Below are 24,593 nucleotides of genomic sequence, written 5' to 3'. Positions count from 1 at the left end.
ACCGCCCGGGCGGTCGGGCTGCCATTCTGCGGGGGGGGACATCACACCGGTTAAACCCCGCGGGGCGGGGGGCGGGGGGGGGCCCGCCCCGCCCCACGGCCGTGTTCAGGCCCCGGGGCGGATCAGTTGTACCACCACTCCTGGTTGCCCTGGCCCCCGCAGTCCCACAGCTGGACCACGTCGCCGCGGCCCCAGTCGTAGATGTCCAGGCACTGGCCGGTCTGGCCGGGGAAGGGGAAGGAGCCGGGGAACTGGAGGTTGACGAAGCGCCAGCGGCCTGCGCTCGCGGGCACGATCCAGGCCTGTGAGGGGCTGTTGTCGCACGGGAGCTGGACGACCTGCTGCCCCCGGCCCCGGAAGCCGTCGACGCACTTGCCGCTGGCGTTGCTCTGGATCTGGTAGCCGTGGCTGACGCTGTTGTACGAGACGTTCCACGACTGGTTGGCGCCGCCGTGACAGCCCCACATCTGGATCCACGGCCCGTTGCCCCAGTCCCAGACGTCCAGGCACCTGCCGTCGGCCGCGGGGCTGAGGCTGGTGAGCGTGTAGCTCCGGGCGAACGAGCCGGCCGACCCGCCCGCCGCCGGGCTCGCCGCGAGGGTGCTGCCGGGCGCCGGCTCGGACGCCGCCGGCGCCGCGGGCTGCCCGACCGCGGCCGCAGGTCCGGCGCACAGGGCCAGTGCCGCCGTGGCGGCGCCGAGGATCGATCCAACTCGTCTGAGACGGTTCATGATTGGAGTCCCTTCGCGTGACTGGTTCAGACCAGTGAGGCTAGGGGCCCGGTGGCGGCCGCGGACAGTCGAGTACCGGCCGTTCCGATCATGGCCGAGCTTCGACACCGGCGGGGAGGCGCGGGGCGGCGGCGTCAGCGGCGGAAGGCGGTCCGGTAGTCCGTCGGGGACGTGCCGACGTGGCGGTGGAAGGCCGCCCGGAAGGCGGCGGGGCTGCCCAGGCCGCTGAGCCGGGCGATCTGCTCGACGGGCGCGGCGGTCGTCTCCAGGAGTTCGCGGGCCCAGTCGAGGCGGGCGGCGGTCAGCCAGGCCATCGGCGAGGTGTCCGTCTCCTGCTGGAAGCGCCGGATGAAGGTCCGGCGGGACATGTGCGCACGGCGGGCCAGGTCGTCCACGCTGTGGCGCTCCGCGAGGTTGCCGAGCATCCAGGCGCGGACCGGTGCGAGCTCCGCACCGCGGTCGACGGGCCGGAAGCGCTCGACGAACTGCGCCTGGTCACCCGGCCGCTGGGGCGGGGCGACGAGCGCCCGGGCCCGGTTGTTGGCCACCGCGGCGCCGTGGTCGCGCCGGATGATGTGCAGGCACAGGTCGATGCCGGCGGTGACCCCCGCCGAGGTGAGGATGTCACCGTCGTCGACGAAGAGCAGGTTGGGGCGCACGTCGACCCGGGGGTACCGGCGCTGAAGGTCGGCGGCGTCCCGCCAGTGGGTCGTCGCCGGGCGCCCGTCCAGCAGGCCGGCGGCGGCCAGCGCGAACGCCCCGGTGCAGATCGACACCAGCCGCGCCCCGCGGTCGTGCGCGGAGCGGATCGCCGACAGCACGGCGGCGGGCGGCGCGGCCTGCGGCTCCTCGTAGCCGGGGACGACGACGGTGTCCGCCTCCCGCAGCGCCTCCAGCCCGGCGGGCGCGGTGACGGTGAAGCCGCCGCTGCGGACCGGACCGGCCGCCGGGTCGGCGCAGACGGTGACCCGGTAGCGCGGGTCCGGGCCGAAGGCCTGCACCGGGATGCCCAGGTCCAGCGGGAGCACCCCCGGAAGCGCCAGCACCGCGATCCGGTGCTCCTCCTCGGTCGACATGGCACGATCCTAGCGGTAGCCGCCCCTCGTGCCACTGTCCGGGGGCGGCGGAGGATTCGTAGCCTGCGTCCATGGACTTCTCACTCGACCTGCCGACCGGCCCCCTGGCCGAAGCCGTCCTCGCCGCCGCCCGGGCCACCGAGACTCCCCCGGTGGCCAACCACAGCGTGCGCAGCTTCCTGTTCGCCGAGCTCATCGCCGCCCACGAGGGGTGCCTGGGGGACGCCGCCTACGACCGCGACCTGCTGTTCGCCGCGACCGTGCTGCACGATCTGGGAACCGGCGAGCTCGCGACGGGCGCGGCCCGCTTCGAGGTGGAGGGCGCGGACCTGGCGGCGGAGCTGCTGCGGCGACACGGCGTTCCCGAGCCGGACGTCGACCGGGTGTGGGAGGCGATCGCCCTGCACACCTCACCCGGGATCGCCGAGCGCCGCGGCCTGCTGTGCCATCTCACCCGGGAGGGCGTGGGCAGCGACTTCGGGCGCAACGCCGAGGTCGTCTCCCCCTGGGAGAAGCGGATCCACGCCGCCCATCCGCGCCTGTCGATGGTGCGCTCCCTCGTGGACGCGATCGTGGAGCGGGCCGCCCGGTCGGACGCCGCGTCGCCCCGCTACTCCATCGGCGGCGAACTCCTGCGGGAGCGCCGGGCCGAGGGCGTGACCGAGCTGGAGCGCGCCGCGGCCTCCTGCCCCTGGGGGGAGTGAGCCGGGGCGGGCCCGCGGCGGCGGGGAGCCCGTCCGGGCGTAGGCTGTCGAGGTGGAACCACCGACGCCGGCCCCGCCCCTGCCCGAACTGCCGCTGCAGGAGCTGGAGTGCTTCGCCGTCCTCGTCCACCAGCTGCACTTCGGGCGGACGGCGCTGCGCCTCGGTGTCTCGCAGGGGCGGGTCTCCCAGCTGATCAAGCGTCTGGAGCACCGGGTCGGCGCCCCGGTGTTCCGACGGACCAGCCGGCGGGTGGAGCTGACCGAGCTGGGGCGGGTCCTGGCCGAGCAGGTGGTGCCCGCCTTCGAGCGGCTCCGGGAGGGCTACGACGCCGCCCGCGCCCGGGCCGCCACGGACCGGCCGCTGCGGCTGGGCTTCCAGTGCGCGGTGTACGAGCCGGTGGCCCGGGTGATCGCGGGCCTGCCGGAGGGCACCACCCGGCTGGTCGAACTCCCGTGGGCGGACCCGTTCTCCCGGCTCGCCCGGGGCGAGGTGGACCTGGCCATCGTGCTCGCCCCGTGCCGGGAACCGGGGCTGGAGGTGCTGATGACGTTCTCCCGGCAGCCGGTGTACCTCGCGGTCAACTCCGCGCAGCGCCTCGCGGAGGCCGAGGGCGCGGTGGGCGCCGACGAGCTGGCCGGGCTGCCGCTGATCGAGCCGCGCGGCCCGGCCCCCGAGTACTGGCGGCAGGTGAACGCGCCCCGGCGGACGCCGAGCGGGCGGGCGCTGTCCTACCCGGCGGGCGCGGCCACCCTCCAGGAGGGCCTGTCGATGGTGGCCAGCACCCGCCAGGGTCTGCTGCTGTGCGAGCGCAGCACGGGCTACGTCCAACGGCCGGACATCCGCTACCTGCCGGTGCCCGAGTTGGAGCCGACCTCCCTGGAGGTGGTCCAGAGGGAGGGGCGGCCGCACCCGCTGGCCGCAAGGTTCACCGGCCTGCTGGCCGGGCGGCTCGACTGAGTCGGGGGCCGGCGCCGTGGCTACCGGCCCGGCCGCCGGTCGAGCGGCCGCGACAGGACGGCGAGCAGCAGCCCGGCGGCGGCCAGCCCCGCCGCGGTGAGCAGGACGGCGCGGTTCCCGGCCCGGTCCACCACCAGGCCGCCGGCCAGGGAGCCGAGCGCGATGCCCGCGTTGAACACGCCCGCCCAGACGGCCGCCGAGGCCTCGATCGCGGCCGGGGCTGCGGTGCGCACCCAGGCCTGGGTGGAGACCGACACCCCGCCGTACGCGAGGCCCCAGAGGACGAGGACGAGCAGCACCGTGACAACGCCGCCCGTGGCGTGCGGGAGCAGCACGGCGGCCAGCGTGACACCGCCGAGGGCGGCGGTGACGGCCGCCTTCGGGTGGCGGCCGGACAGCGGGCCGAGGGTGAAGTTCCCGGCGACGCCCGCCACCCCGTAGACCAGCAGGCAGGCGGCGATCACGCCGCTGCTCAGGCCCGCGTCCGCTTCGAGGACGGGGCGGACGTAGGTGTAGCCGGCGAAGTGGCCGAGCACGACGAAGGCGGTGACGGCGATGCCGACGGCCACGCCGCGGTGGCGCAGGGCGGCGGCCGGCCCGACCGGCCGTTCGCCCTCGTGCGCCGTCGGCGCGGGCAGGGCGGGCAGCACGGCGGCGAGGACGGCGGCGCAGACGGCACCGAGGGCGGCGAGCGTCCAGAACGCGAAGCGCCAGTCGAGCAGCGCGGCCAGGTAGGTCCCCAGCGGGACGCCGAGCACGGAGGCGATGGAGACGCCGGAGAAGATCAGCGTCATCGCGAGGGCGGTCCGCGGGCCGTCGGCGAGGCGCGGGCCGAGGCTCGTGGCCAGGCCCCAGACGACGCCCATCGCCGCGCCGAGCAGGATCCGGCCGATCGCGAGGACGGCGAAGTTCGGCGCCAGGGCGGACAGCGCGTTCGCCAGGCCGAGCAGCACCATGAAGGCCACCAGGACGGCCCTGCGCTCGCGCCCGGCGACCAGCCTCGGGGTGAAGGGGGCGAGGGCGGCGGCGATCAGGCCGGTGATGGTGAGGGAGAGTCCGGTGACCCCGTCGCTGACCCCGAGGCTGTGCGACATCCCGGTGAGCAGGCCGACCGGCATCATCTCCGAGGACACCACGGTGAAGGTGGCGAGTGCGACGGCGAGGACCGGCGCCCAGCGCTGCGGGGTGGTGGCCGGAGCGGCCGGTGGTACGAGGGCTTCCGCGTTTGTCATGCGATCAGCCCATCAGCCGGCGGAAGGGCCGAACAAGATCGATGACCTCATCGATCGATGAGCCCGGCTCATCGATCGCGGGCCGTGCCGCCCCGCCGGTCGCGTGTCACCCCTGCCGCCGGGAGCCGGGTAGCGTGACCTCCGAGGCCGGCTGGGGCAGCGGCACCGATCGACGGAGAGGCGGAGCACGGATGACCACCCTGGAGGAGGGCCGCCGCGTCCGGCTGGCCGAGGACCTCGGGATCGGTGAGGCGCTCGCCGGGGAGCCCGGGGCGGTCGTCGGGTTCCTCACGCTCGGGGCCGGGCTGGAGGGCACCGTCGAGCGGGTGCACGGGGAGCTCCCCCAGAGCCAGGAGGTCCGCGAGTACCAGCGGCTCAAGGCGCTCTTCGAGGACTACGGGCACACCATGCCGGAGGCGAGCCGCGAGCGGCTGGCGGCGGAGATCGCCGAGCTGGAGCCGCAGTGGGCCGCGTACCAGGGGCAGGGGCGGCGGGTGACGGTCCGGGTCCGGTGGGACAACGGCTTCGTCCTCGACGAGCTGCACCAGGACGTCCTCACCCTGCTCTGACCCGGAGGCCCGGCCCCCGGGCGCGGCACGGGGGGGTCAGAGGTCGGGCTCGGTCTGCTCCCAGCTCCTCCCGTTGTAGAAATAGGCGTCCGCACCGCGGACGCCTACGGTGCGGAAGGGGCGGCCGTGGTCGTCGACGCGGAGCCGGCCCTGGCGGTCGCCGCTGCTCCAGACCAGGTCGAGGTACCAGGAGACGTCCTGCGCGGCCGTGCCGGCGTCGATGTTGACGACCTGCGGATCGGTCGCGGAGACGCGGTAGGGGAAGTTCGAGGGGGTGGACCCGCCGGTGCCCTCCCGGTCCGGCACGGCGGTGGCCCGGGGCGCCGGGGCGTCGAGGTCCACCGCGAAGGAGGCCGGGGTGAGGCCGCCGCCGCACCCTGAGCCCGGGGTGTAGGCGTTCCCCTTGGGCGCCGGTCGGGTGCTGACGACCTGGACGTACACGGCGTGCAGGACGACCGGTGTGGCGCCGGATCCCTGGGCGGTCAGCTGGAGGCGCAGGTGCCCGCCGGGGACGGCCTGGTGGGCGGCCGCCCAGCTGTCGACGTCCGCGGCGGTGTCCGGCGGCGCGGCCACCCGGCCAGGGGCGCGCGGGGACAGGAACCACTGGTCGCAGGGGCTGCCCCAGTTGTCGGTCAGGACGTTGACGTGGAAGGGGGCGGAGGTGTCGTCGGCCGGCGCCGTGGCCGTGGCGCTCGGCGTCCCCGGGTCCGACGGCGCGGCGCCCGGGGGCGGCGTGTTCGAGGGTCCCGCGCTCGGGGGCGGGGAACCGGGGAGCACGTGCGTGGCGGAGGGGACGGCCGCGGGTTGGGCGCTGCCGCGCAGGAGGAACGCCGAGACGGCGGCGACCAGGCCGAGCACGACCACCGTGCCGACCAGCGCCCTGAGGCGCCGTCGGCCGCTCGCGGTCGCCGGGCCCGGCGGCGGCACCGCCGTCGACACCGGGGCGGGCTCCGGCTCCGGCCGGGGCTTCGGCGTCGCCGCGCCCGCCTCTCGGCGCCGCGCCGCGTCCGCCACGATCCAGCGGCGGTGCAGGTCGACGAGTTCGCCGCCGTCCGCCCCGCAGGCCCGGGCGAACCGCTCCACCGGCGCGTACTCGACGGGGACCGCCGCACCATTGCAGTAGCGGTGCAGCGTGGAGGTGCTGACGTGCAACCGGGCCGCGAGCACGCCGTAGCTGTGGCCGGAGCGTTCCTTCAACGCCCTCAGCATCCCGGCGAACTCGTCGGTCTCCACGCCCACTCTGACTCCCCCGAACCGCGGCCCGGCCCGGCGTCCCGCCGAAACCGCAGCTCACGCTACCGGGAGCCGCTCCGAGGGCCCCAATCCGCCTGCACTTTCGGGCAGACTCAGGGCCGCTGGTCCGCGGTGGCCGCACTGGCGGCCGCGTCCGCGACGCTGCTCCGGTACAGGCCCAGCTTCGGCCCCTGGACCTTCGCGCCGGGGCCGAGCGGGAAGTTGCGGGTCTCCGCGGTGGGCAGGCGGTCGTCGGGCAGCACGTTGAGCTGGTCGACGCCGGGCGCGGTGCCGGCGGCCGCGCCGCCGGGGTTGAGGTCGATCACCGCGTACGCGCTCTTCCCGGCGCCCACCGGGTAGGCGGGGGCTCCGCCGAGGCCGCCGGGCACCAGCGGCCTGACGTCCTTGGCGCGGTCGGCGGCGCGCGAGTCGCCCAGGCCGACCAGCGGGTAGTAGGACAGGCCGCAGGCGTGCGGGCCCTGGTTGCGCACCTCGATCACCCGCTGGTTCGGCGCCTCGGGCCGGGCGGTCACCCGCACCGTCAGGTCCTTGCCCTCGCACGGGTGGGCGTAGGCGTAGGAGTCGTCACCCGCTCCCCCTGAGGTGCCGCCCGCCGTCGGCTTCCCGGACGGCGCCGGGGCGGTCGCGCCGGGCGCGGGGTCGGCGGGCTTCGGGGCCGCGCTCCCCGGGGCCGCCGGGTCCGGGGCGGCGGACTTGGGGTCGGCCGGCTTCGGATCCGCGGGCTTCGGGTCGGCGGGCTTCGGGTCGGCGGCCGAGGTCTGCTTCGCCGGCTGCGGCGCGTCGTTCGGGTTGTCGGGCCCGCAGGCGGTCAGGGCGAGGACGGCACCGGCGAGCACGGCCGGAACGACGAGGGCGCGGCGAATGGACATGAGGATCCCCGAGGAGGTGCAGGTCTGAATGGAAGGGACGGTCGGCGCCGCGGTCGGCGCCCCGCCGAGCAGCACTCTGGCCCGCCGTCCGTCCCGGCCGCCAGCCCTGCCCGCCGATCCGGCACGCTGGAACGATTCCGCCCCGTCCGACCTGCGGAAACACGTGCGCCTGGAACGGCGCGGCGGAACGTTCCGGGGACGGAATCCGGTGGCGGCCCGGTCCCGGGGCCGGGCATGCTGGGGCCCGTGGCCGATCGTGCGAACTTCGTCGTGGTCCGCGAGAGCGGCGAGTACGAGCTCTACGTCTCCCGGTTCGGTGCCGTGGGGATCGACCTCGACCTGCTGGCCGGGCCGACCGCGGCACTCGCGATGGTCCGGCGGCTGCACGTGGACGACTGGTGGCTGGACGACGTCCTCTGTCAGGGGGCGGCCCTCATCGACCTCGGCCGGCGGGTCCTGCTGCTGTTCGCCTGGGAGGGGCCGAGCGCCGGACTGCGGCACCGCGCCGCGGCCCTGGAGCTGTTGCGGCAGGCCTGGCCGGGGTGGGAGGTGCGGTGGGCGTACGACGGCAACGCGGACCTGCGGACCTACCTGGGACTGGACCCGGAGGCGGTGCGGGACCGCGGACGCGGCACCTGGCCCGGGACCGTGCTGGCACCGGACGACGAGGACCTCGTGCACCCGGAGCCGACGGTCGCGGTGGTGACGGTCGGGTCGGACGGCTGCCACGTGGTGGCGAACACCGCCGACCACCCGATCCGGGAGGGCGCCGCACTGCTCGACCGGCTGGCGGGGGCGCCTGAGCACGGGGTGTGCCGGGTGGACGCCGAAGCCGGGCTCCATGTCGATCCGCTCCGGCGCCGGGTGGGGTGGTGGACGCTCGGAGCGTCGGCGGAGGCCCACGACATGCCGGAGCGCTGGCCCGGGTGGACGGTCGACTTCTGGCGGGACCGCTGGGAGGAGCACGTCCGGGTGGCCGCCGGCCGGTTCCGACCGCCGCCCGTCGACCGCGAGCGGGCCCTGGCCGAGGTCCGCGCGGCCGCCGAGCGCGGGCGGTGGGACTGACCCCGGCCTGGGTCGGTCCCACCGGTGCGGCTCGCCGGGGTACCCCGGTACCCGGAACGCATGCACGGGACGGCGGGCGGCGGCCGTCCCGGATGTCCGACGGGCGCAGTACGCTGGACGATCGACACGATTCGAACGGGGAGGCGAAAGTGGCGGCGGCGATTCGACCCAACCGTGAACTGCAGACGATGGGCGAGCTGTTCGCCCCGCCAGGTGCCCCGGGGCCGCCCGAGGTCCGGGCCCGGGCACGGCGCGCGGTGGCGTCCCGTGCCCGCGACGCCGAGGACTGCCGGCTGCTGCTGGACGCCCTGGGGCTGCTCGAACCCGCCGATCCGGCCGGGGAGTAGCCGGGTCCGCGGCGGCGGATCCGGAGGCGGGGCGTCCGGCACTCGATGGGGCGGGATCGCGGGGCGGCGGGCTTCGGGGCGGGTGCCGCTGGGCAGGGTCCCCGGCGGACGTACGGCCCCGAGGAGGAGGACGCGATGAGCGAGCACCAGGACCGGACCACCGGCGGGCGGGCGCAGGAGGCGGCGGCGACGGGACCCGGGGAGGAGGGGCTGCGGCGCTCCGCCGCCTTCCTCGTCGACGAGGCCCTCGGCTTCCTCTTCCCCGCCGCCCTGCGGGCCGCCGCCGACGTCGGTGTGGCCGACCACCTGGCGAACGGCCCGGCCACGGCCGCCGAACTGGCCGCCGCGACCGGCACCGACGCCCGCAACCTGTACCGGGTGCTGCGGCTGCTCGCCACCCGGGGCGTGGTGGCCGAGGACGAACGGGGCCGGTTCACCCTCACCGAGGCCGGGCAGGCGCTGCGCGGTGACGTCCCCTACTCGGTGCGGACGGCCGTCCAGATGCTCACCGACCGCACCATGTGGCGGCCGGCCGGGGAGCTGACGCACTGTCTGACCGAGGGCACCACGGCCTTCGAGAACATCTTCGGAATGCCGTTCTTCGACCACTTCGCCAAGGACGAGCGGACCGCCGCCGTCTTCCACGTGGGCATGGCGGCGATGTCCGACCAGGAGAACGCGCCCATCGCGGCCGCCTACGACTTCCCGCCGGACGGCACGGTGGTGGACATCGGCGGCGGCCACGGCGGTCTGCTGCTGGAGGTGCTGCGCCGCAACCCGGGCCTGGAGGGCGTGCTGTCCGACCGCTCCCACGTCCTCGCCGGGAACCGGCTGGGCGCGCACCCGGAGATCGCGGGCCGCTGGACGGCGCAGGAGGGCGACTTCTTCGCCGCCGTGCCCGCCGGTGACGTCCTGATGCTCAAGCGGATCACCCACGACTGGGACGACGAGGCGTGCGTGACCCTGCTCGGCCACTGTGCCCGGGCGCTGCGCCCGGGCGGCCGGGTGCTGGTGCTGGACGCCGTGGTCCCGCCGGGCAACGCGCCCCACCAGTCCAAGGACCTGGACCTCATGATGATGGCGTCGCTGACCGGCCGTGAGCGCACCGAGGCCGACTTCGCGGAGCTCCTCGCGCGGGCCGGCCTGCGGCTGTCCCGGGTGATCCCCACGCCGGCCGTGCTGTCGGTGGTCGAGGCGGTCGCGGCCTGAGCGGGTAGGTGACGCCCGCTCAGGCCGCCGTGCGCCGGACCGCTTCGAGGAAGCCCGCGGTGGAGGGGCCCGGCAGCGGACGGCCGTAGCGCCGCGCGAGCGTCTCCAGCGAGACGCCGCCGGTGGTCCAGCCGTGCCGGTCGAGCCAGTCCCCGGTGCCGGGGCCGAGGCCGCCGCGCCACAGTCCGGTGACGTGGGCGAGCGCCGGGTCGTGCGGCGTGGTGCTCACGTCCCGGCCCTGCTCCAGCAGCAGGCGGCTGCCCGGGGCGGCCAGCGCGGCGACCGCGGTGAGCAGGGCCGCGGCCTCCTCGGGCCCGAGGTAGACCAGCAGCCCCTCGGCCAGCCAGGCCGAGGGGCGCGCCGGGTCGAACCCGGCGTCGACCAGGCGGCCGGGCCAGTGCGGTTCCAGCAGGTCGGCGGGCAGGACGGTGCGCAGGCTCCTCGGCCGGGCGCCCAGGCCGTCCAGGACCCGCTCCTTGAAGGCCAGGACCGGCGCCAGGTCCAGTTCGAACACCCGGGTTCCGGCCGGCCAGTCGAGCCGGTGGGCGCGGGTGTCCAGGCCCGCCGCGAGCAGCACGACCTGGTCGGCGCCGGCGGCGAGCAGGCGGTCGTCGTAGAAGCGGGTGCGCAGCACGCCCTGGGCGACCAGGGCCCTGGCCAGGCCGCTGTCCGGTCCGGCCTCGGGAAGCACGCCGCCGGCCGCGGCGAACGCGGCGGCGTAGGGGTCGGTGAAGAGCGGGTCGGGGCGGGAGCTCTCGTAGGCGCGCACCAGGGCGACGGACAGGGCGGTGCGGGACACCGGGCTGAGCGGTTCAGCGGTCGTCATGGCCGGGAATCTACATCGCCACCGATGCATCTGTGAAGATGTATCATTCCGGCATGGACGGCGTGCAACTCCTCAGGCTCGGCAAGCGGTTGACCGAACTCGGCCGAGACATGATCATCGACCCGGCCTCCGCGCACCTCACGCCCGGCGAGATCGCCGTGATCGCCGACGTGTACCGCCACCCCGCGACCTCCGCCCGGGAGATCCAGGTCCGCACCGGCTTCGCGCAGAGCCATGTCTCGGTCTCCGTCGCCCGGTTGCGCGAGCGCGGCCTGCTCGACGCCGCCGCCGACCCGCAGGACGGGCGGCGCACCCTGCTGAGCGCCTCCGAGGTCGCCCGGCGCGCCATCCGCGAGCACGTCGCCCGGCCCGCCGGCCCGGTCATCGCGAAGGCCGTTCCGGACCCGGAGCGGGCCCGCCGCGTCACCGAGCTGCTCGACGAACTCGCCGTCCTGCTGCTGCCCTGACCCGGGCCCCGGGCCGTTCCCGACGTCCTCCGCCGCCGCGCCCGCCGGGGCCGTCGCAGGGCGGGGTCCGCGCACGCGTGTCACCCGGCCGCCGGGAGGGGCGGCCGGGTGACGGGCGTCGTGCGCGGGTGTGTCAGCCCTCGGTGGGGCGACGGCGGCGGGAGACCACCACGAGGCCCGCGCCGGCGGCGACGGCCGCGGCGGCGGCACCGGCCTCCCAGCCCAGACCATCGGCGCCGGTGGCGGCGAGCTGGCCGGAGCGGGCGGCGGTGTCGGCCGCCGGGCCGGTGCCGGCCGTGCTGCGGGCACCGGCCTGGACGACCGGGGCGGCCGGGGCGACCGCCGGGGCCGACGGCGCAGGGGTGGCCGAGGGCTGCCCGGTCGGGTGCTCGACGGGCTGGGCGCCGGGCCCGCCGGTGGGCGGGGTGGTGGGCGGGGTGGTGGGCTTCACAGCGGCCTCGTCCTCGGCTCGGGCCGCGGCCCAGCCCTTCTCCAAGAAGGCCAGGACGGCCTGGTCGGTGCCCTCCAGGGCGGCGAGCGCGGCCTTCCGGACGGCCGGCCCGCCGGTCTCGGCGATCTGCGAGACCTTCACCCGCTTGTCGCTCATCCGCACCGCGGCCAGCTCGGTCTCCAGGAAGCGGCGCAGGCCGGCCGCGTCGCCCTCCAGCGCCTTCCGGGCGGCCTCGCGGGTGTGCGGGCCGGTCTGCGGGTCCGCGACGATCGCCGAGATCTCGGCGCGGTCGTCCTCGGCGCGGGCCGCGTACTGGCCCTCCTTCAGGAACTTCACGACGTCCGCGTAGGTGCCGGAGAGCGCGGCGCCCGCGGCCTTCCGCACGGCCGGACCGCCGGTGGCGATCATCCGGGTGACCTCGACGCGGTCGTCGTCGGCCTGGTTCTTGGGGAGCTCGACCTCGAAGAAGTGCCGCAGCGCGGCGGGCGTGTTGACCCGCAGGGCCTTCTCGCCCGCCTCCCGCACGCCCCGACCGGTCGTCGGCCGGTCGAGGAGCCGGGTGAGCTCCAGCCGGTCGTCCGCCGCCTGGGCCTCGTAGCGGCCGGTCTTGAGGAACGCGACGAGGTCCGCGTAGGTGCCGCGCAGGGCGGCCTCGGCGGCCTTCTTCACGGCCGGGCCGCCGACGGCGAGGATCTGCATGGCCTTGACGCGGTCGTCGATCACCCGGGCTTCCTGGAGGCCGGTCTCCAGGAACCGCCGCAGGTCGGCGGCCGTCCCGGCGAGGGCCTTCTCGGCCCACTCCCGCACCGAGATGCCGCTCTCCGGGTCCGCGAGGATCTTCTCGATCTCGGCGCGGTCGAGCTCTTCCTGGGTCGGGTCGCTCTCGGAGGCGGTGTCGGGGCCGGAGACACCGGCGGGCTGGGGGGCGTCGGCGGCCAGGGCCGAGGACGGGAAGAGGACGGCGGGGGTGAGGACAGCGGCCGCGACGACGGCGGACACCCGGGGAAGCTTCATCCGGCGAGACCTGCTTTGTACGAAGAGTCTGTGAACGCACGAAGCATAGGGCCTCTTTCCCTACCGTCGCACCATCAATTCTTCACCGCCCGGAATCCTCCGAAATGCGGCTGTCTGCACGTCAGACCGCCTTGAGGCGGTACATCGTGGCCATGTCGGTCGGCCTGGTGCCGGCGCTGCAGTCGTGGCTCTGGACGGTGGCGTAGGAGCTCCAGCCCGCCGGCACCGAGCAGGCCCAGAGCCCGTCGGCCGGTGTCCGCAGGCGGTAGGCGGGCCTGGTGGTCCCCGGGGCGAGGCTGCACTGGGGGAGGTAGGTGACGAGGTCGTGGACGAAGCCGCTCGCCGTCACGCAGGAGGTGACCAGGTCCCCCGGCACCCGCAGCCGGTAGGAGGCCGACGAACTGCCCGGCGCCATGCTGCAGTTGGTGGACATGGCGGTGGTGTCGTAGACGAAGCCGGTCCTGGTGACGCAGGAGACCAGCCCGTCGACGGGGGTGCGCAGGTGGTACAGGGGCCTGGTGCCGCACGCCGAGCTCGCGGTGATCTGGTCGTAGACGTAGCCGGACGGCACCGAACAGGACCAGGTGTTGTCCAGGCCGGTGGCCGAGGCGGCGGCCTCCGGGGCGCCGGCGAGCACCGGCAGCAGGGCGGCGGCGGCCGCCAGCACGGCACCGGCGGCCGCGCGGGCGGAACGGACACGGGCTGCGAAGCGGGAAGCGGTCATCGCGGGACTCCTCCAGGTCGGCGGTGCACGGTCGTTCTTCTACCACCCGCGCCGCGGGCCGCGCGGACCGCTCCGGCGGGACCGGTCCGCCCCGTCCACCGCTCGTCCAGTCGGCGCCTACGCCGGACCCGTCACGGCCCGGCCGCCCGGCGCGACGGGCAGACTGGGCCGGTGAGCCACGACGACGAGGAGCGGCGGCCGGTCGTGCCCGCCGAGCTGCGCGGGTACCTGGCCGAGGTCGTCCGCCGGGTGCGGGCGGTGTGCGGGGAGCGGGTGGTGAGCGTGCTGGCGGTCGGATCGGTGGCGCTCGGGGACTACCGGCACGGCCGCAGCGACGTGGACGTCGTGGTGGTCGTCGAGCCGGGCCTGCCCGGGGCGGCGCTGCGGGAGCTGGCCGAACGGCTCTCCCACCGCCGGCTGCCGTGTCCGGCGGCCGGGCTGGAACTGGTGGTGTACGGCGCGGACGCCGCCGGGCGGCCCGCGGGCGGCGCGGGGTACCTGCTGAACCTCAACACCGGCCCGCTGCTCGCGGAGCGGGCGGACCTGGACACCACGGGGGCGGCGGCGTTCTGGTTCGCCGTCGACCGCTCGATCGCCCACCGGGCCGGGCTCACACTGTGGGGCGCTCCGGCGCGCCGGGTGGTCGCGGAGCCCGCGCCCGCCGAACTGTTCGCCGCGCTGCGCGCCGCCGTGCGCGAGCACGCCGACGGGACGGGCCACCTCGCGGACAACCGGGTGCTCAACGGCTGCCGGGCGGTGGTCTTCTGCCGCACCGGCCGGTGGCCGGCCAAGCGGGCGGCGGCGGGTCGGATCGCGGCCGTCGAGCCCGGCTTCCGGCCCCTGCTGGAGGCGGCCGTGCGCAGTTACGAGCGGCCGCGCCCGGAGGCGGTCGACCTGCCCGCCGCCGAGGTGCGGGCGTTCCTGGCCTGGGCGGGTGAGCGGGTCGAGGAGGCGGCGGCGGGCGGGTGAGGCCGGGCGTACGGGACGGCCGCCCGCGGAGCGCGGGCGGCCGCCACCGCCGACTCAGAACTCCCGGGTACAGCCGCTGCGGGTGCAGTACTCCTGGGCCACGTTCTTGTTGCTCTCGTCGCCCATGAAGATGTAGACCCGCTGGACGCCGCCCGGCAGCGCGATCCGCAGCGAGGCGCTGAGCGCCTGGTTCGCCTCGCCCGCGTACGCCCACGGGCTGCAGGTGACGCCCGTCTCGGTACTGCCGTTCACCCCCAGGGCGCAGACCCTGCGGGCGCCGCTGGCCGCGTGGACGGTGCCGGACACGGTGGCGGTGTAGCCATCGGTGAAGTGGATCGTTCCCGAGGTCGTGCTGTTGCCGTAGGCCATGCCGAAGGGCATGTTCACGTCGGTGACGGTGGCCTGCGCCGGTGCGGCGAACCCGACGGCCGCCAGTGCGGCGGCCGCCATCGCCATCAGGGGCTTGCGCATGGCTCTTCCTCTCCCTCGAACGAGCACTGGGTGAACAGGAGGTTCCGCCACAGCATCCTCCCGGCCGACGGTGAACACCTCATGACGTGTCCATGGGGAAGAGTCGGAGAATCCGCGCCGGTCAGGCGGCGGCGAGGAGGGCGTCGAGGGTGACGAGCCGGTAGCCGCGGGCGCGCAGGCCGGTGATGACGGCGGGTAGGGCGGCCACGGTCTGGGAGCGGTCGCCGCCGCCGTCGTGCATCAGGATCACCGAGCCCGGGCGGACCTGGCCCAGGACGCGCTCGGCGACGACCTCGGGGCCGGGGCGCGACCAGTCCTTGGCGTCGACGTCCCAGAGCACCGTGACGAGGCCCGACTCGGCCACCGCGCGCAGGAGTTCGGGGCTGCGGCCGCCGTACGGGGGGCGCAGCCAGCGGATCGGGCGGTCGTCGCCGCAGGCCTCGGCGAGCACCTCGCGGGTGTGGCCGAGCTGGCGGGCGAGCCCGGTCGGGCCCAGGTCGGGCAGGTAGGCGTGGGACCAGGAGTGGTTGCCGAGGGTCTGGCCCGCCTCGGCGATCCGGCGCACCACGCCGGGGTGGGCCAGCGCGTGCAGGCCGATGCAGAAGAACGCCGCCGGGGCGTCGTGGCGGTGCAGCACGTCCAGCACCTGCGGGGTGAACTCCGGGTGCGGGCCGTCGTCGAAGGTCAGCGCCACCAGCGGCGCCGCGCCGAGGCCGCCCGCCACCAGCCTCCCGTCGGCGGCGAGTCGGCGCTCGACCGCGGCCCCGGCCAGTTCCGCCGCCGTGATCTCCTCCTCGCGGCCGCTCATCGTCCACCCCTCGGCGGGCAGCGCGGTCAGCAGCTCGGGGCGGTCCCGCCCGAGCTCGGCGAGCACCTCGGCGGCGGCGCCGCCGTCCGCCGGGACCGGCGGGTCGGCGCGGAGCACCGGGATCCCGGCGGCCGCCAGGGGCGCGTCCAGGAGGCCGTTGGCACTGTCGACGACCACGGCGAGGCCACCGGGCGTCCGGGCCGCCAGTTCGACCAGCCGGGCCACCGGCCGTTCCACCCCGCAGCGTTCGAGCACCTCGACCCCGCCCGGCCCGGCGATCCGGTATCCCCCACGCGTCACACCCACACCCGCGAACCGCACCGTGCTGCCCCTCCCTTGGAACGATCCCCACGGCCCCGCCCCCGCGGGCGTCCCCGACGCCGGGCTGCCCAGATCATACGGACGACCGGCCTCCAGGACGATAGGTCGGTACGGAATGATCGGAACGACAAGAACGGTACGGGCGAACGGTATTGACGCTCCGCCGGGCGGTGCGCGGCGACACGGTGACGGGGCGCGGCGCGCGGAGGCGGTGCGACCGGGCGGAGCCGGGCGGCGTCCCTATAGTGGGCGCCATGACCGATCCGCGCCCGACCTCGGCCTTCGACCCCGGCAACACCGACCCGGCGGTCACCGGCCGACTCGTCGACGTGCTCGACCAGTTGGCCGCCAGCCCCGGTGTGCGGCGGCTGCGCGCATGGGCGCACGAGCGGCTGGCGGCGGCCGCCGGCGAGCGGACGCTGGACGTCGGCTCCGGCACCGGCTCGGAGACCCTTGTCCTCGCCACGGCGGTCGGGCCGGACGGCACCGCGCTCGGCCTCGAACCCCATCCCGGTCTGCGCGCCGTCGCCGAGCAGCGCGCCGCCGAGGCCGGCAGCCGGGCCCGCTACCTGGACGGCGACGCCCTCGCGCTGCCGCTGCCGGACGCGGACCTGGACGCGGTCCGCTGCGAGCGCGTCCTGCAGCACCTGGCCGACCCCGCGCGGGCCGTCGCGGAGATGGCCCGCGTCCTGCGGCCGGGCGGCCGGGCCGCCCTGCTGGACACCGACTGGTCCACCTTCCTCATCCACCCGGCCTCCCCCGCGATCCGCTCCGCGCTGGCGACGGTCGTCCAGGACGCCGCCGCCACCCCGGACGCCGGACGGCGCCTCGCCGAGTGGTCGGCCGACGCCGGACTGGCCGTCGACGCGACCGCCTCGGAGGTCCTGCTGCACGACCACCGGTCCGTCACCTGGCCCCTGGTGCAGATGATCGGCGGGGAGGCCGTCACCCGGGGCCTGATCACCGAGGCGCAGCGCGACCGGCTCTACGAGGAGCTGGCGGCCGCCGCCGAGCGGGGCGCCTTCCACCTGTCGGTGACGATGTTCGCCGTCGCCGCCCACCGGCCGCGCTGACGGCGCCGCACGCCCGGGCACCGGGCGGGCACCGGACGGTCTGCGGGCGGGCACCGGGCGGCCTTCGGGCGGCCTTAGGGATACTGCCCGGATGACGGATGAACTGACGGTCGGACCGCGGACGGCTCCGGCCGGGGGCGGGGAGCGCCGGACCCTGCGGCGTGATGTGTCGGCGCCGGCCCTGTTGGCGGGGCTGGTCTGCGTCGCGGTGTCGTTCTCGGGACCGCTGGTGGTGGTGCTCGCGGCGGCCGCGGCCGGTCGGCTCGACCCGGCGCACACGGCGTCCTGGATCTGGGCGGTGGCGATCGGCAGCGGGGTCAGCGGCTTCGCGCTGAGCTGGTGGACCCGGACCCCGGTCATCACCGCCTGGTCGACCCCGGGGGCCGCGCTGCTGGTGACCGGCCTCGGCGACTACCCCTACCGGGAGGCGGTCGGGGCGTTCCTGGTGAGCGCGGCGGCGGTCACGCTGTTCGGGGTGACCGGCTGGTTCGGCCGGCTGATCGCCGCCGTGCCCGTCGGCATCGTGAACGCGATGCTCGCCGGCATCCTATTCTCCTTCGGCGCCGGGATCTTCGGCGCCGTGCACAGCGCGCCGCTGCTGGTGGTGGGCGGCTTCGCGGCCTTCCTGCTGGCCAAGCGGTTCGCGGCCCGGTACGCCGTCCTGGTCGCGCTGCTGGCGGGCGGTGTGCTGGCCGCGCTCTCCGTCGGGCTGCCGCTGCGCCTGGGCACGGGCGGCCCGACGGTGCCGGTGCTGACGGTGCCGGCGTTCTCCTGGTCGGCCCTGGTGGGGCTGGCGCTGCCGCTCGCGATCGTCACCCTGGCCTCGCAGAACGCGCCCGGCCTCGGGGTGCTGCGGGCCTTCGGCTACCCGGCGGACGACCGGCTGCTGATCGGCACGACCGGCGCGGTGTCGGTCCTGGTGGCGCCGTTCGGCTCGCCCGGAGTGAACCTGGCGGCGATCACGGCGGCCATCTGCTCGGGCCCGGAGGCCCATCCGGACCCGCGCCGCCGGTACGTGGCGGGGATGTCCTCGGGCCTGCTCTACGTCCTGGTCGGCAGCTTCGGCGGGGTCCTGGTGAGCCTGTTCACCGGGCTGCCGGGGGAGCTGGTCGCGGTGGTCGCCGGGGTCGCCCTGCTCGCCTCGCTGCAGGGCAGCCTGGCGGCGGCGGTCGCGGAGGAGCGCGGACGGGACGCGGCCGTGGTGACCTTCCTGGCGAGCGCCTCGGGGATGACCCTGTTCGGCATCGGCTCGGCCTTCTGGGGCCTGCTGTTCGGGCTCGCCACCCATCTGGTGCTGGACGCGCGCAGGGGCTGAACACCGGCCCGGGGCGGGTCGGCACGGCTCTCCGTCCGGTCACCGCCCGACCCGCGCCCGCCGCCCGCGGGAGGTCGAGGCGGCCGGCCTCCCGCGGGCGGCGGCCCCGTCCGGCCCGGACCGGACGGGGTGTCCGGGCTCAGACCCGAGGCCGGCTCAGGTCGCGCAGTCGGTCGACGAGTTCCTCGGACCGGGCCCGGTACCGCGCGACCGAGGCCAGCTTGATCTCCTCGTAGCCGCGCACCAGGTCGGGCAGCCCGGCGATCTCGACCGCGAGACTATGGACGTCCTCGCGCAGGACCCGGCAGACCTCGGTCACGGTGGCCTCGTACTCGGCCACCAGGGCGCGTTCGGTGCGGCGCACCCGCGCCGCGCCGAACGGGTCGAAGCGGGTGCCGCGCAGGCCGCGCATGGCCGCGAGGACGCGGAAGGCGGGCTTGAACCAGGGACCGAGTTCGATCTTGCGGGTCATTCCCAGCGCCCGCAGCACGGGCGGGTGGAGACGGTAGGACATCCGCGCGCCGTCCCCGAAGCGCGCCCTGACCTCCCGCTCGACCTCGGGGTCGAGGGAGAGCCGGGCCACCTCGTACTCGTCCTTGTACGCCATCAGCTTGTACAGGTGCGTGGCCACCGCCTCGGCGAGAGCGGTCGAGCCGGGCACGCGTTCGTCCTCGGTCCGCCGTACCCGTTCGACGAAGCGCAGGTACCTCGTCGCGTAGGCGACGTCCTGGTACGCGATGAGATCCGGCACGCGGACCTCCAGCAGCCGGGCGAGCTCCGACCCGGGGGCGGCCCCGGCCGCCCCGAGGACACCGCGGGCCGTGGCGGCGAGACGGCCCCCCGGCCCCGCCGGAGCGGCCCGCCCGGGCAGGAGCGCGGCGAAGGCCGCGGGGTCGGCGACGGCCAGGCGGCCGAGGCGGAACGCCCTGAGGTTGGCGTCGACCTTGACGCCGTTGAGGGTGATCGCCTCCTCGATGGCGTGCGCCGGGACCGGCAGCCCGCCGCTCTGGTAGGCCGCGCCCGTCAGCAGGAGGTTGGCGAACTGGTCCTCGCCGAGCAGGTCGGCGGAGAGCCGCCGCGCGTCCAGGAAGACGGTGTCCCTGGCCCCGGCGCTGATCCGCTCCTTGAGCGGTCCGGAGGGCGGGAACGACACGGTCGGGTCGATCACCATCCGTCCGGTCGGGACCTCCGCCGTGGAGACGACCGCCACGGTCCGCGCCGGGGCGGTCGCCGACAGGTTTCCGGGCTCCGCGGCCACGAGCAGGTCGCAGCCGAGGTAGAGGTCGCACTCCTCCAGCGCCGCCCGGCCCGCCTGGTCCGTCGGCTCCGTGGTGATCTTCAGATCGGAGACCACCGCGCCGCCCTTCTGGGCCAGGCCGGTCTGGTCGAGGGTCCGGACGTGCAGGCCCACCAGCGCCGCGGCGGTGCTGAGGATCTGCGCGAGGGTGACCACACCGGATCCGCCGATGCCGGTGATCCGGGTGGTGTGGGAGGCCGGTGCGACGGGTTCCGGATCGGGCAGGGACGCGCCGTCGGGCATCGGCACGGCGGTGAAGGCGCGCTTTCCGCCGGCGGGGACGACCGTGAGGAAGGAGGGGCAGTCCCCCGCCAGGCAGGCGTAGTCCTTGTTGCAGGAGGACTCGTCGATCCGGGTCTTGCGGCCGAACTCGGTCTCCACGGGTTGCACCGAGAGGCAGTTCGACCGCTGTCCGCAGTCGCCGCAGCCCTCGCACACCCGCTCGTTGATCACCACGTGCTCGACCGGCTCGGGTGCCAGGCCCCGCTTGCGCTTGCGCCGCAGTTCCGTCGCGCACTCCTGGTCGTGGACGAGCACGGTGACCCCGGGGGTTCGGGCGAGCACGTCCTGGGCCTCGGGAAGCCGGTCGCGGTGCCAGACGGCGACGCCCTTCGGAAGCGCGACCCGCCGGTAGCGCTTGACGTCCTCGGTCGTGACGATGACGCGCCCGACGCCCTCCGCCAGCAGCTCCCGGACGATCGCCGGCACCGGCATGACGCCGACCGGCTGCTGCCCGCCGGTCATCGCCACCGCGGAGTTGTAGAGCAGCTTGTAGGTGACGTTCACCCCGGCCGCGACCGCCGCCCGGACGGCGAGGCTGCCGGAGTGGTGGAACGTGCCGTCCCCGAGGTTCTGGATGAGGTGGTCGCGGGCGAGGAACGGCTGCATCCCGATCCACTGGGCGCCCTCGCCCCCCATCTGCGTCATGCCGATGACGTCCCCCGACTGGGAGGGGTCCATCAGCGTGACCATGGCGTGGCAGCCGATCCCGGCTCCGACGGCGGCGCCCTCGGGCGCCTTGGTCGAGAGGTTGTGCGGGCAGCCGGAGCAGAAGTAGGGCGTCCGGGGCACCACCGGCAGCAGGGGCAGCGCCCTGCGCCGGGCCGCGGCCGGCTTCCTGGTCTCCAGCCAGTCCCGCACGGTGGGGAATTCACCCAGCCCGTCCAGCAGCCGGGCGAGCCGGGCGGCGACGGTGTCGGGACCGAACTCCCCGTCGAGGGGGAACAGGGCCGAACCGTCGGCCGCGCGCTTGCCGGAGACGGCCGGCCGGTCGCCGCGCCCGTAGAGCAGTTCCTTGAGGGCGGTCTCGATCAGCGGCCGCTTCTCCTCCACGACCACGATGTGCCGCAGTCCGCCCGCGAACCGCTCGACGACCGTGGGTTCCAGCGGGTGGATCATGCCGAGGTGGAGCAGCCGCACCCCCCGCCGCCCCAGTTCGGCGTCGTCGAGCCCGAGGATGCGCAGGGCCTGGCGGACGTCGAGGTAGGTCTTGCCCGCCGCGACGATGCCGAGGTGGTCGTCGGGCCCCGTCACGGTGATGCGGTTGAGGCCGTTGGCGGCGGCGTACCGGCGGGCGATCTCCAGTCGGGCGCCGTCCCGGGAGCGTTCCAGCGCGCCGAGGGCGGGCTGCACCATCCGGCTGCCCACGGTGTGCCGGTACGGCACTCCGTCGACGACGAGGTCCGGCTCGACCGGTGCGATCCGGCCCGCGCTCACGTCGACGGTGCCGGAGCCGTCGGCGACCGCGGTGACGATCTTCAGCGCCACCCACAGGCCGGATGCCCGGGACATCGCCACGCCGTGCAGTCCGAAGTCGAGCGCCTCCTGCGGGTCGGCCGGGTAGAGCGTGGGCAGGCCGAGGTCGGCGAGGAGCAGCTCGGAGGCGCCGGGGACGGTGGACGACTTGGCGGCGGGGTCGTCACCGACCAGGGCGAGCGCGCCACCGGCCGGGTGGGTGCCCATCAGGTTGTTGTGCCGGACGGCGTCCGAGGCGCGGTCCAGCCCCGGGGACTTGCCGTACCAGACGGCCGTGATGCCGTCGACCCGCTTGTCCGGCTGCTCCGCCGCGAGCTGGGTGCCCTGGACGGCCGTCGCCGCCAGTTCCTCGTTGACGCCGGGGCGGAAGACGATGTCGTACTCGTCGAGGAGGGGGCGGCAGCGCGCGAGCTCCATGTCGTATCCGGCGAGCGGCGAACCCTCGTACCCGGAGACGAATCCCGCGGTGTCGCGGCCCGCCCGGCGGTCGGCGCGGCGGATGTCGAGCGGCAGGCGGGCGAGCGCCTGGATGCCGGTGAGATGGACGGTTCCTTCTTCGCGGACGTACCGGTCCTGGAGCGAGGGCCGGGGTCCGGTCGTGTTCTGAGGGGTGACCACTGTGGTTCCTCCGGATGGGGCGTCGCCGCGGTGGCCGGCGGGGCGGGCGGCTGCGCGGGCGCGGGCCCGTCGGGCGGCGCCGGGCCACCGGGTGGGGGCGAGAGGCCGGGGGGATGGATCGGGAGCGCCGGCCGCGGGGACCGGCGCGCCCCACGAGGTCCGCGCCCGGACGGGGCCGGAATCACGGCCCGTCCGGGCGCGGGACCTGACGAAGCACTACGCGGCGGGCCGCCCGGCTCCGCGGAGCAGGTCGGTCAGCGCCGAGGCGGGGGTCGATCCCTCGGAGCTGTGCCACGCGATGTGGCCGTCCGGCCGGACGAGGAGGGCCCCGCCCTCACCGATGCCGAGCGGCTCGGGGCAGCGGCCGTCCGGGCCGGTGACGTCCCGTCCGATGACGACGGTCCGCCGGACCAGGCCGGTCCGGTCCTCCCCGTCCTCGCCGGTCCGCGCGAAGGCCCGCTCGAAGGGCTCGGCCCAGTCGGCGCCTTCCGGCCCGGTGATGAGGGTGAAGCCCGGCCCGAGGAGGTCGTGGGTGGACACCCGCTGCCCGTCGCGGTCGACCCAGGCGTGCGGCAGCCGGGCTCCGGCAGCGGCGGTCGGCGTGTACTCGGTGGCCGAGGGCAGGCGGCCGCCCGCGCCGTCGGCCCGCCGGGCCGTTCCGTAGACGTACCCGATCTCCTGGTTGAGCGCGTCGAAGTGCGGGCGCTGCCGGGGGACGGCCTCGGCGATCCGCCGGCGTTCCGCCGCGGCGACCGCCGGGTCCGGGTCGGCGAGGCGGGCGGCGATCGCGGCCGTCTCCGGCCCGATGCCGACCTCGGCCATCTTCACGGCGTTCAGCACGCTGTGGCGGGCGTTGTCGACGGCGACGGGGCGGCGCTCCCCCTCGTAGCTGTCGAGCAGGGCGTCGGGCGCGTGTCCGCCCAGCACGGCGGCGAGCTTCCAGCCGAGGTTGTCCGCGTCGGCGAGGCCGCTGTTCATGCCGAGGCCGCCGGTCGGCGGGAACTGGTGCGCCGCGTCGCCGGCGAGCAGGACCCGGCCGCTGCGGTAGGTCACGGCGGTCCTGGCCGTCATGGTCCACGCCCCCGCGGAGCGGATGTCCACGTCGAGTTCGGCGGTTCCGACGGCGTCCCGGACGATCCGGGCGCACCGCTCGGGCGGGTAGTCCTGCGGTGACTCGACCGCCGGGTCGAAGCTCCGCTGGAAGGTCCACCGGCGGGCGCCGTCCATCCCGATGAGGACGCCCGGGGAGGTCTCGTTGATCAGCCAGACCAGCAGGGCCGGGTCCTCGCGCATCCACGGGGAGAGGTCGGCGTGGAAGTAGATGTTCAGCTGGTGGCCGAGCACGGGGGAGCCCTCCGTACCGATCCCCAGCCGGTCGCGCATGCCCCCGGCCGCGCCGTCCGCCGCCACGACGTAGCGGGTGCGCAGGACCTGCCGCCCGCCCGTGCCGTCCACGGTGACGTCGACGGCGTCGCCGCGGTCCGCCACCTCGACGACGGTGGTGTCGTAGTGGACGGCGGCCGTGCCCTGGGCGAGGACCGCGTCCAGGAGGTGCTGCTGCACCCGGTCCTGGGCGCAGGAGACGAGCTGCTCGGCGGAGGCGTGGGCCCGCTGCGCGAGTGCGCCCCGCGGGCCGTCGGCGAAGTCGATCCGGCCCAGGGTCTCCCCCGCGAGGGTCCGCTTCCACAGGACGGTGCCGGCCTGGGCCTGGTCGACGGCGTCCGCCCGGACGGCGTCCGCGATGCCCCAGGCCCGGAACAGCTCCATGGACCGGGTGTTGACGATGTGGGCCCGGGGGTGGGGATTGATCCCGCCGAACTGCTCGCAGACGACGCTGCGCACGCCGTGCCGGCCGAGGACGAGGGCGGTGGCCAGCCCCACGGGGCCGGCGCCGATGATGACGACCGGGGCGTCGATGTCCTTCATGCGCGCCGGACCAGGTCGGCGAGGGGCTCACCGGATTCGAAGCGCCGCACCAGGTCGTCGGGGTCGAAGTCGACCCCCAGCGGGTTGGCCTCGAAGGCTCCGGACCGGAACCAGGCGTCGAGGGCCTCCGCGGTGGCGAAGTTGTCGATCTGGAGTTCCAGGTGATTGCCGTCGGGGTCCTCGAAGTACATCGAGGTGGTCGGCCCGTGGTTGATGCACCAGAAGGGGTGGATGCCGTCACCCTTCAGCCGCCGGTACGTGTCGAGCAGGTCCTTGAGCGTCGCGTAGGTGAACGCCACGTGGTGCAGACCGCTGTGCGCGTCCGTCGGGCGCTCGGACGCCCCGGTGGCGACCAGCGCGACGCGGTGGTGCTCGTCGTCGTAGGTCAGGAAGGCGAGGGCCTCGTTGGCGAAGGCGACCCGGCCTTCGAGGACGCGGACGTACCAGTCGGTCATCACCGCCAGGCGGCCGGTGCGCAGCACGATGTGGGCGAGTTTGTCGGGAGAAGCCATGGAGCGGCGACCTCCATCTCGGGGCACGGCAG

General features: G+C 75.7%; 23 protein-coding genes. 10 read left to right on the top strand and 13 right to left on the bottom strand.

What is annotated here, in order from left to right; all coding sequences use genetic code 11:
• Nucleotides 1-122 precede the first annotated feature (122 nt).
• Complete coding sequence (locus ACFVFS_RS32425; RefSeq protein ID WP_380628409.1) at nucleotides 123-731, bottom strand: RICIN domain-containing protein; 609 nt, start codon at nucleotides 729-731, stop codon at nucleotides 123-125.
• 134 nt (nucleotides 732-865) lie between these two features.
• A complete protein-coding gene (locus ACFVFS_RS32420) occupies nucleotides 866-1,807 on the bottom strand; it encodes a GlxA family transcriptional regulator (protein WP_380628408.1) in 942 nt (313 codons plus the stop codon).
• Nucleotides 1,808-1,878: 71 nt separating this feature from the next.
• Here ACFVFS_RS32420 and ACFVFS_RS32415 point away from each other — a divergent pair, with 71 nt between their 5' ends.
• Both ACFVFS_RS32415 and ACFVFS_RS32410 read left to right on the top strand, forming a co-directional pair.
• On the top strand, nucleotides 1,879-2,511 hold the full coding sequence (locus tag ACFVFS_RS32415; RefSeq protein ID WP_380628407.1) for an HD domain-containing protein: 633 nt from the start codon (nucleotides 1,879-1,881) through the stop codon (nucleotides 2,509-2,511).
• Between the two features lie 52 nt (nucleotides 2,512-2,563).
• A complete protein-coding gene (locus ACFVFS_RS32410; protein ID WP_380628406.1) occupies nucleotides 2,564-3,469 on the top strand; it encodes a LysR family transcriptional regulator in 906 nt (301 codons plus the stop codon).
• Between the two features lie 20 nt (nucleotides 3,470-3,489).
• On the opposite strand, the gene ACFVFS_RS32405 is transcribed toward ACFVFS_RS32410, so the two are convergent.
• Nucleotides 3,490-4,701, bottom strand: coding sequence for an MFS transporter (locus ACFVFS_RS32405; protein WP_380628405.1), 1,212 nt, complete (start codon nucleotides 4,699-4,701; stop codon nucleotides 3,490-3,492).
• A 191-nt stretch (nucleotides 4,702-4,892) separates the two neighbouring features.
• Between ACFVFS_RS32405 and ACFVFS_RS32400 the strand changes: the two genes are divergently transcribed.
• Nucleotides 4,893-5,270: a hypothetical protein gene (locus tag ACFVFS_RS32400; protein WP_380628404.1), complete on the top strand. Its 378-nt coding sequence runs from the start codon at nucleotides 4,893-4,895 to the stop codon at nucleotides 5,268-5,270.
• A 36-nt stretch (nucleotides 5,271-5,306) separates the two neighbouring features.
• Here the strand turns inward: ACFVFS_RS32400 and ACFVFS_RS32395 are convergent, their stop codons facing one another.
• Complete coding sequence (locus tag ACFVFS_RS32395; RefSeq protein WP_380628403.1) at nucleotides 5,307-6,509, bottom strand: helix-turn-helix domain-containing protein; 1,203 nt, start codon at nucleotides 6,507-6,509, stop codon at nucleotides 5,307-5,309.
• Between the two features lie 107 nt (nucleotides 6,510-6,616).
• Nucleotides 6,617-7,393, bottom strand: coding sequence for a DUF4232 domain-containing protein (locus ACFVFS_RS32390; RefSeq protein WP_380628402.1), 777 nt, complete (start codon nucleotides 7,391-7,393; stop codon nucleotides 6,617-6,619).
• Nucleotides 7,394-7,639: 246 nt separating this feature from the next.
• Here ACFVFS_RS32390 and ACFVFS_RS32385 point away from each other — a divergent pair, with 246 nt between their 5' ends.
• From ACFVFS_RS32385 to ACFVFS_RS32375, 3 genes are all read left to right on the top strand, one after another.
• On the top strand, nucleotides 7,640-8,458 hold the full coding sequence (locus ACFVFS_RS32385; RefSeq protein ID WP_380628401.1) for a hypothetical protein: 819 nt from the start codon (nucleotides 7,640-7,642) through the stop codon (nucleotides 8,456-8,458).
• A gap of 149 nt (nucleotides 8,459-8,607) precedes the next feature.
• Nucleotides 8,608-8,805, top strand: a complete 198-nt coding sequence (locus tag ACFVFS_RS32380; RefSeq protein WP_380628400.1) for a hypothetical protein — start codon at nucleotides 8,608-8,610, stop codon at nucleotides 8,803-8,805.
• Between the two features lie 135 nt (nucleotides 8,806-8,940).
• Nucleotides 8,941-10,014: a methyltransferase gene (locus ACFVFS_RS32375; RefSeq protein WP_380628399.1), complete on the top strand. Its 1,074-nt coding sequence runs from the start codon at nucleotides 8,941-8,943 to the stop codon at nucleotides 10,012-10,014.
• A gap of 19 nt (nucleotides 10,015-10,033) precedes the next feature.
• Here the strand turns inward: ACFVFS_RS32375 and ACFVFS_RS32370 are convergent, their stop codons facing one another.
• Nucleotides 10,034-10,840 carry an SAM-dependent methyltransferase gene (locus ACFVFS_RS32370; RefSeq protein WP_380628398.1) on the bottom strand — a complete coding sequence of 269 codons (807 nt, stop codon included), beginning with the start codon at nucleotides 10,838-10,840 and terminating at the stop codon, nucleotides 10,034-10,036.
• Nucleotides 10,841-10,893: 53 nt separating this feature from the next.
• On the opposite strand from ACFVFS_RS32370, the gene ACFVFS_RS32365 reads away from it, so the two are divergent.
• Nucleotides 10,894-11,307, top strand: a complete 414-nt coding sequence (locus ACFVFS_RS32365) for a MarR family winged helix-turn-helix transcriptional regulator (RefSeq protein ID WP_380628397.1) — start codon at nucleotides 10,894-10,896, stop codon at nucleotides 11,305-11,307.
• Between the two features lie 133 nt (nucleotides 11,308-11,440).
• Here the strand turns inward: ACFVFS_RS32365 and ACFVFS_RS32360 are convergent, their stop codons facing one another.
• Nucleotides 11,441-12,772 (bottom strand): ALF repeat-containing protein, encoded by a 1,332-nt coding sequence (locus tag ACFVFS_RS32360; protein ID WP_380628396.1) that lies wholly within the window; start codon nucleotides 12,770-12,772, stop codon nucleotides 11,441-11,443.
• 121 nt (nucleotides 12,773-12,893) lie between these two features.
• Entirely contained in the window at nucleotides 12,894-13,496 is a 603-nt protein-coding gene (locus tag ACFVFS_RS32355) for a hypothetical protein (protein WP_380628395.1), read from the bottom strand.
• Nucleotides 13,497-13,667: 171 nt separating this feature from the next.
• Between ACFVFS_RS32355 and ACFVFS_RS32350 the strand changes: the two genes are divergently transcribed.
• Nucleotides 13,668-14,465: an aminoglycoside adenylyltransferase domain-containing protein gene (locus ACFVFS_RS32350; protein WP_380628394.1), complete on the top strand. Its 798-nt coding sequence runs from the start codon at nucleotides 13,668-13,670 to the stop codon at nucleotides 14,463-14,465.
• A 54-nt stretch (nucleotides 14,466-14,519) separates the two neighbouring features.
• Here the strand turns inward: ACFVFS_RS32350 and ACFVFS_RS32345 are convergent, their stop codons facing one another.
• Together ACFVFS_RS32345 and ACFVFS_RS32340 are read right to left on the bottom strand one after the other, a co-directional pair.
• Entirely contained in the window at nucleotides 14,520-14,936 is a 417-nt protein-coding gene (locus ACFVFS_RS32345; protein WP_380628393.1) for a hypothetical protein, read from the bottom strand.
• Nucleotides 14,937-15,057: 121 nt separating this feature from the next.
• Nucleotides 15,058-16,044 (bottom strand): polysaccharide deacetylase family protein, encoded by a 987-nt coding sequence (locus ACFVFS_RS32340; protein ID WP_380628392.1) that lies wholly within the window; start codon nucleotides 16,042-16,044, stop codon nucleotides 15,058-15,060.
• A 275-nt stretch (nucleotides 16,045-16,319) separates the two neighbouring features.
• Between ACFVFS_RS32340 and ACFVFS_RS32335 the strand changes: the two genes are divergently transcribed.
• Both ACFVFS_RS32335 and ACFVFS_RS32330 read left to right on the top strand, forming a co-directional pair.
• On the top strand, nucleotides 16,320-17,138 hold the full coding sequence (locus ACFVFS_RS32335) for a methyltransferase domain-containing protein (RefSeq protein ID WP_380628391.1): 819 nt from the start codon (nucleotides 16,320-16,322) through the stop codon (nucleotides 17,136-17,138).
• Between the two features lie 91 nt (nucleotides 17,139-17,229).
• Nucleotides 17,230-18,453 carry a benzoate/H(+) symporter BenE family transporter gene (locus tag ACFVFS_RS32330; protein WP_380628390.1) on the top strand — a complete coding sequence of 408 codons (1,224 nt, stop codon included), beginning with the start codon at nucleotides 17,230-17,232 and terminating at the stop codon, nucleotides 18,451-18,453.
• A 139-nt stretch (nucleotides 18,454-18,592) separates the two neighbouring features.
• On the opposite strand, the gene ACFVFS_RS32325 is transcribed toward ACFVFS_RS32330, so the two are convergent.
• From ACFVFS_RS32325 to ACFVFS_RS32315, 3 genes are all read right to left on the bottom strand, one after another.
• Nucleotides 18,593-22,123 carry an indolepyruvate ferredoxin oxidoreductase family protein gene (locus ACFVFS_RS32325; protein ID WP_380628389.1) on the bottom strand — a complete coding sequence of 1,177 codons (3,531 nt, stop codon included), beginning with the start codon at nucleotides 22,121-22,123 and terminating at the stop codon, nucleotides 18,593-18,595.
• 216 nt (nucleotides 22,124-22,339) lie between these two features.
• A complete protein-coding gene (locus ACFVFS_RS32320) occupies nucleotides 22,340-24,049 on the bottom strand; it encodes an FAD-dependent monooxygenase (RefSeq protein ID WP_380628388.1) in 1,710 nt (569 codons plus the stop codon).
• On the bottom strand, nucleotides 24,046-24,561 hold the full coding sequence (locus tag ACFVFS_RS32315) for a VOC family protein (RefSeq protein ID WP_380628387.1): 516 nt from the start codon (nucleotides 24,559-24,561) through the stop codon (nucleotides 24,046-24,048). Before ACFVFS_RS32315 ends, ACFVFS_RS32320 begins: the two co-directional genes overlap by 4 nt.
• Nucleotides 24,562-24,593 lie beyond the last annotated feature (32 nt).

The organism is Kitasatospora sp. NPDC057692 (assembly GCF_042799475.1).
Classification (GTDB): domain Bacteria; phylum Actinomycetota; class Actinomycetes; order Streptomycetales; family Streptomycetaceae; genus Kitasatospora.
The sequence above is the reverse complement of the archived record's forward strand: the minus strand, read 5'-3'. Positions and strand labels throughout refer to the sequence as shown.

Coding starts and splice junctions, on each gene's coding strand:
- ACFVFS_RS32425 (WP_380628409.1), bottom strand. CDS start 731: ATGAACCGTCTCAGACGAGTTGGATCGATCCTCGGCGCCGCCACGGCG.
- ACFVFS_RS32420 (WP_380628408.1), bottom strand. CDS start 1,807: ATGTCGACCGAGGAGGAGCACCGGATCGCGGTGCTGGCGCTTCCGGGG.
- ACFVFS_RS32415 (WP_380628407.1), top strand. CDS start 1,879: ATGGACTTCTCACTCGACCTGCCGACCGGCCCCCTGGCCGAAGCCGTC.
- ACFVFS_RS32405 (WP_380628405.1), bottom strand. CDS start 4,701: ATGACAAACGCGGAAGCCCTCGTACCACCGGCCGCTCCGGCCACCACC.
- ACFVFS_RS32400 (WP_380628404.1), top strand. CDS start 4,893: ATGACCACCCTGGAGGAGGGCCGCCGCGTCCGGCTGGCCGAGGACCTC.
- ACFVFS_RS32390 (WP_380628402.1), bottom strand. CDS start 7,393: ATGTCCATTCGCCGCGCCCTCGTCGTTCCGGCCGTGCTCGCCGGTGCC.
- ACFVFS_RS32375 (WP_380628399.1), top strand. CDS start 8,941: ATGAGCGAGCACCAGGACCGGACCACCGGCGGGCGGGCGCAGGAGGCG.
- ACFVFS_RS32370 (WP_380628398.1), bottom strand. CDS start 10,840: ATGACGACCGCTGAACCGCTCAGCCCGGTGTCCCGCACCGCCCTGTCC.
- ACFVFS_RS32365 (WP_380628397.1), top strand. CDS start 10,894: ATGGACGGCGTGCAACTCCTCAGGCTCGGCAAGCGGTTGACCGAACTC.
- ACFVFS_RS32360 (WP_380628396.1), bottom strand. CDS start 12,772: ATGAAGCTTCCCCGGGTGTCCGCCGTCGTCGCGGCCGCTGTCCTCACC.
- ACFVFS_RS32355 (WP_380628395.1), bottom strand. CDS start 13,496: ATGACCGCTTCCCGCTTCGCAGCCCGTGTCCGTTCCGCCCGCGCGGCC.
- ACFVFS_RS32345 (WP_380628393.1), bottom strand. CDS start 14,936: ATGCGCAAGCCCCTGATGGCGATGGCGGCCGCCGCACTGGCGGCCGTC.
- ACFVFS_RS32335 (WP_380628391.1), top strand. CDS start 16,320: ATGACCGATCCGCGCCCGACCTCGGCCTTCGACCCCGGCAACACCGAC.
- ACFVFS_RS32330 (WP_380628390.1), top strand. CDS start 17,230: ATGACGGATGAACTGACGGTCGGACCGCGGACGGCTCCGGCCGGGGGC.
- ACFVFS_RS32320 (WP_380628388.1), bottom strand. CDS start 24,049: ATGAAGGACATCGACGCCCCGGTCGTCATCATCGGCGCCGGCCCCGTG.
- ACFVFS_RS32315 (WP_380628387.1), bottom strand. CDS start 24,561: ATGGCTTCTCCCGACAAACTCGCCCACATCGTGCTGCGCACCGGCCGC.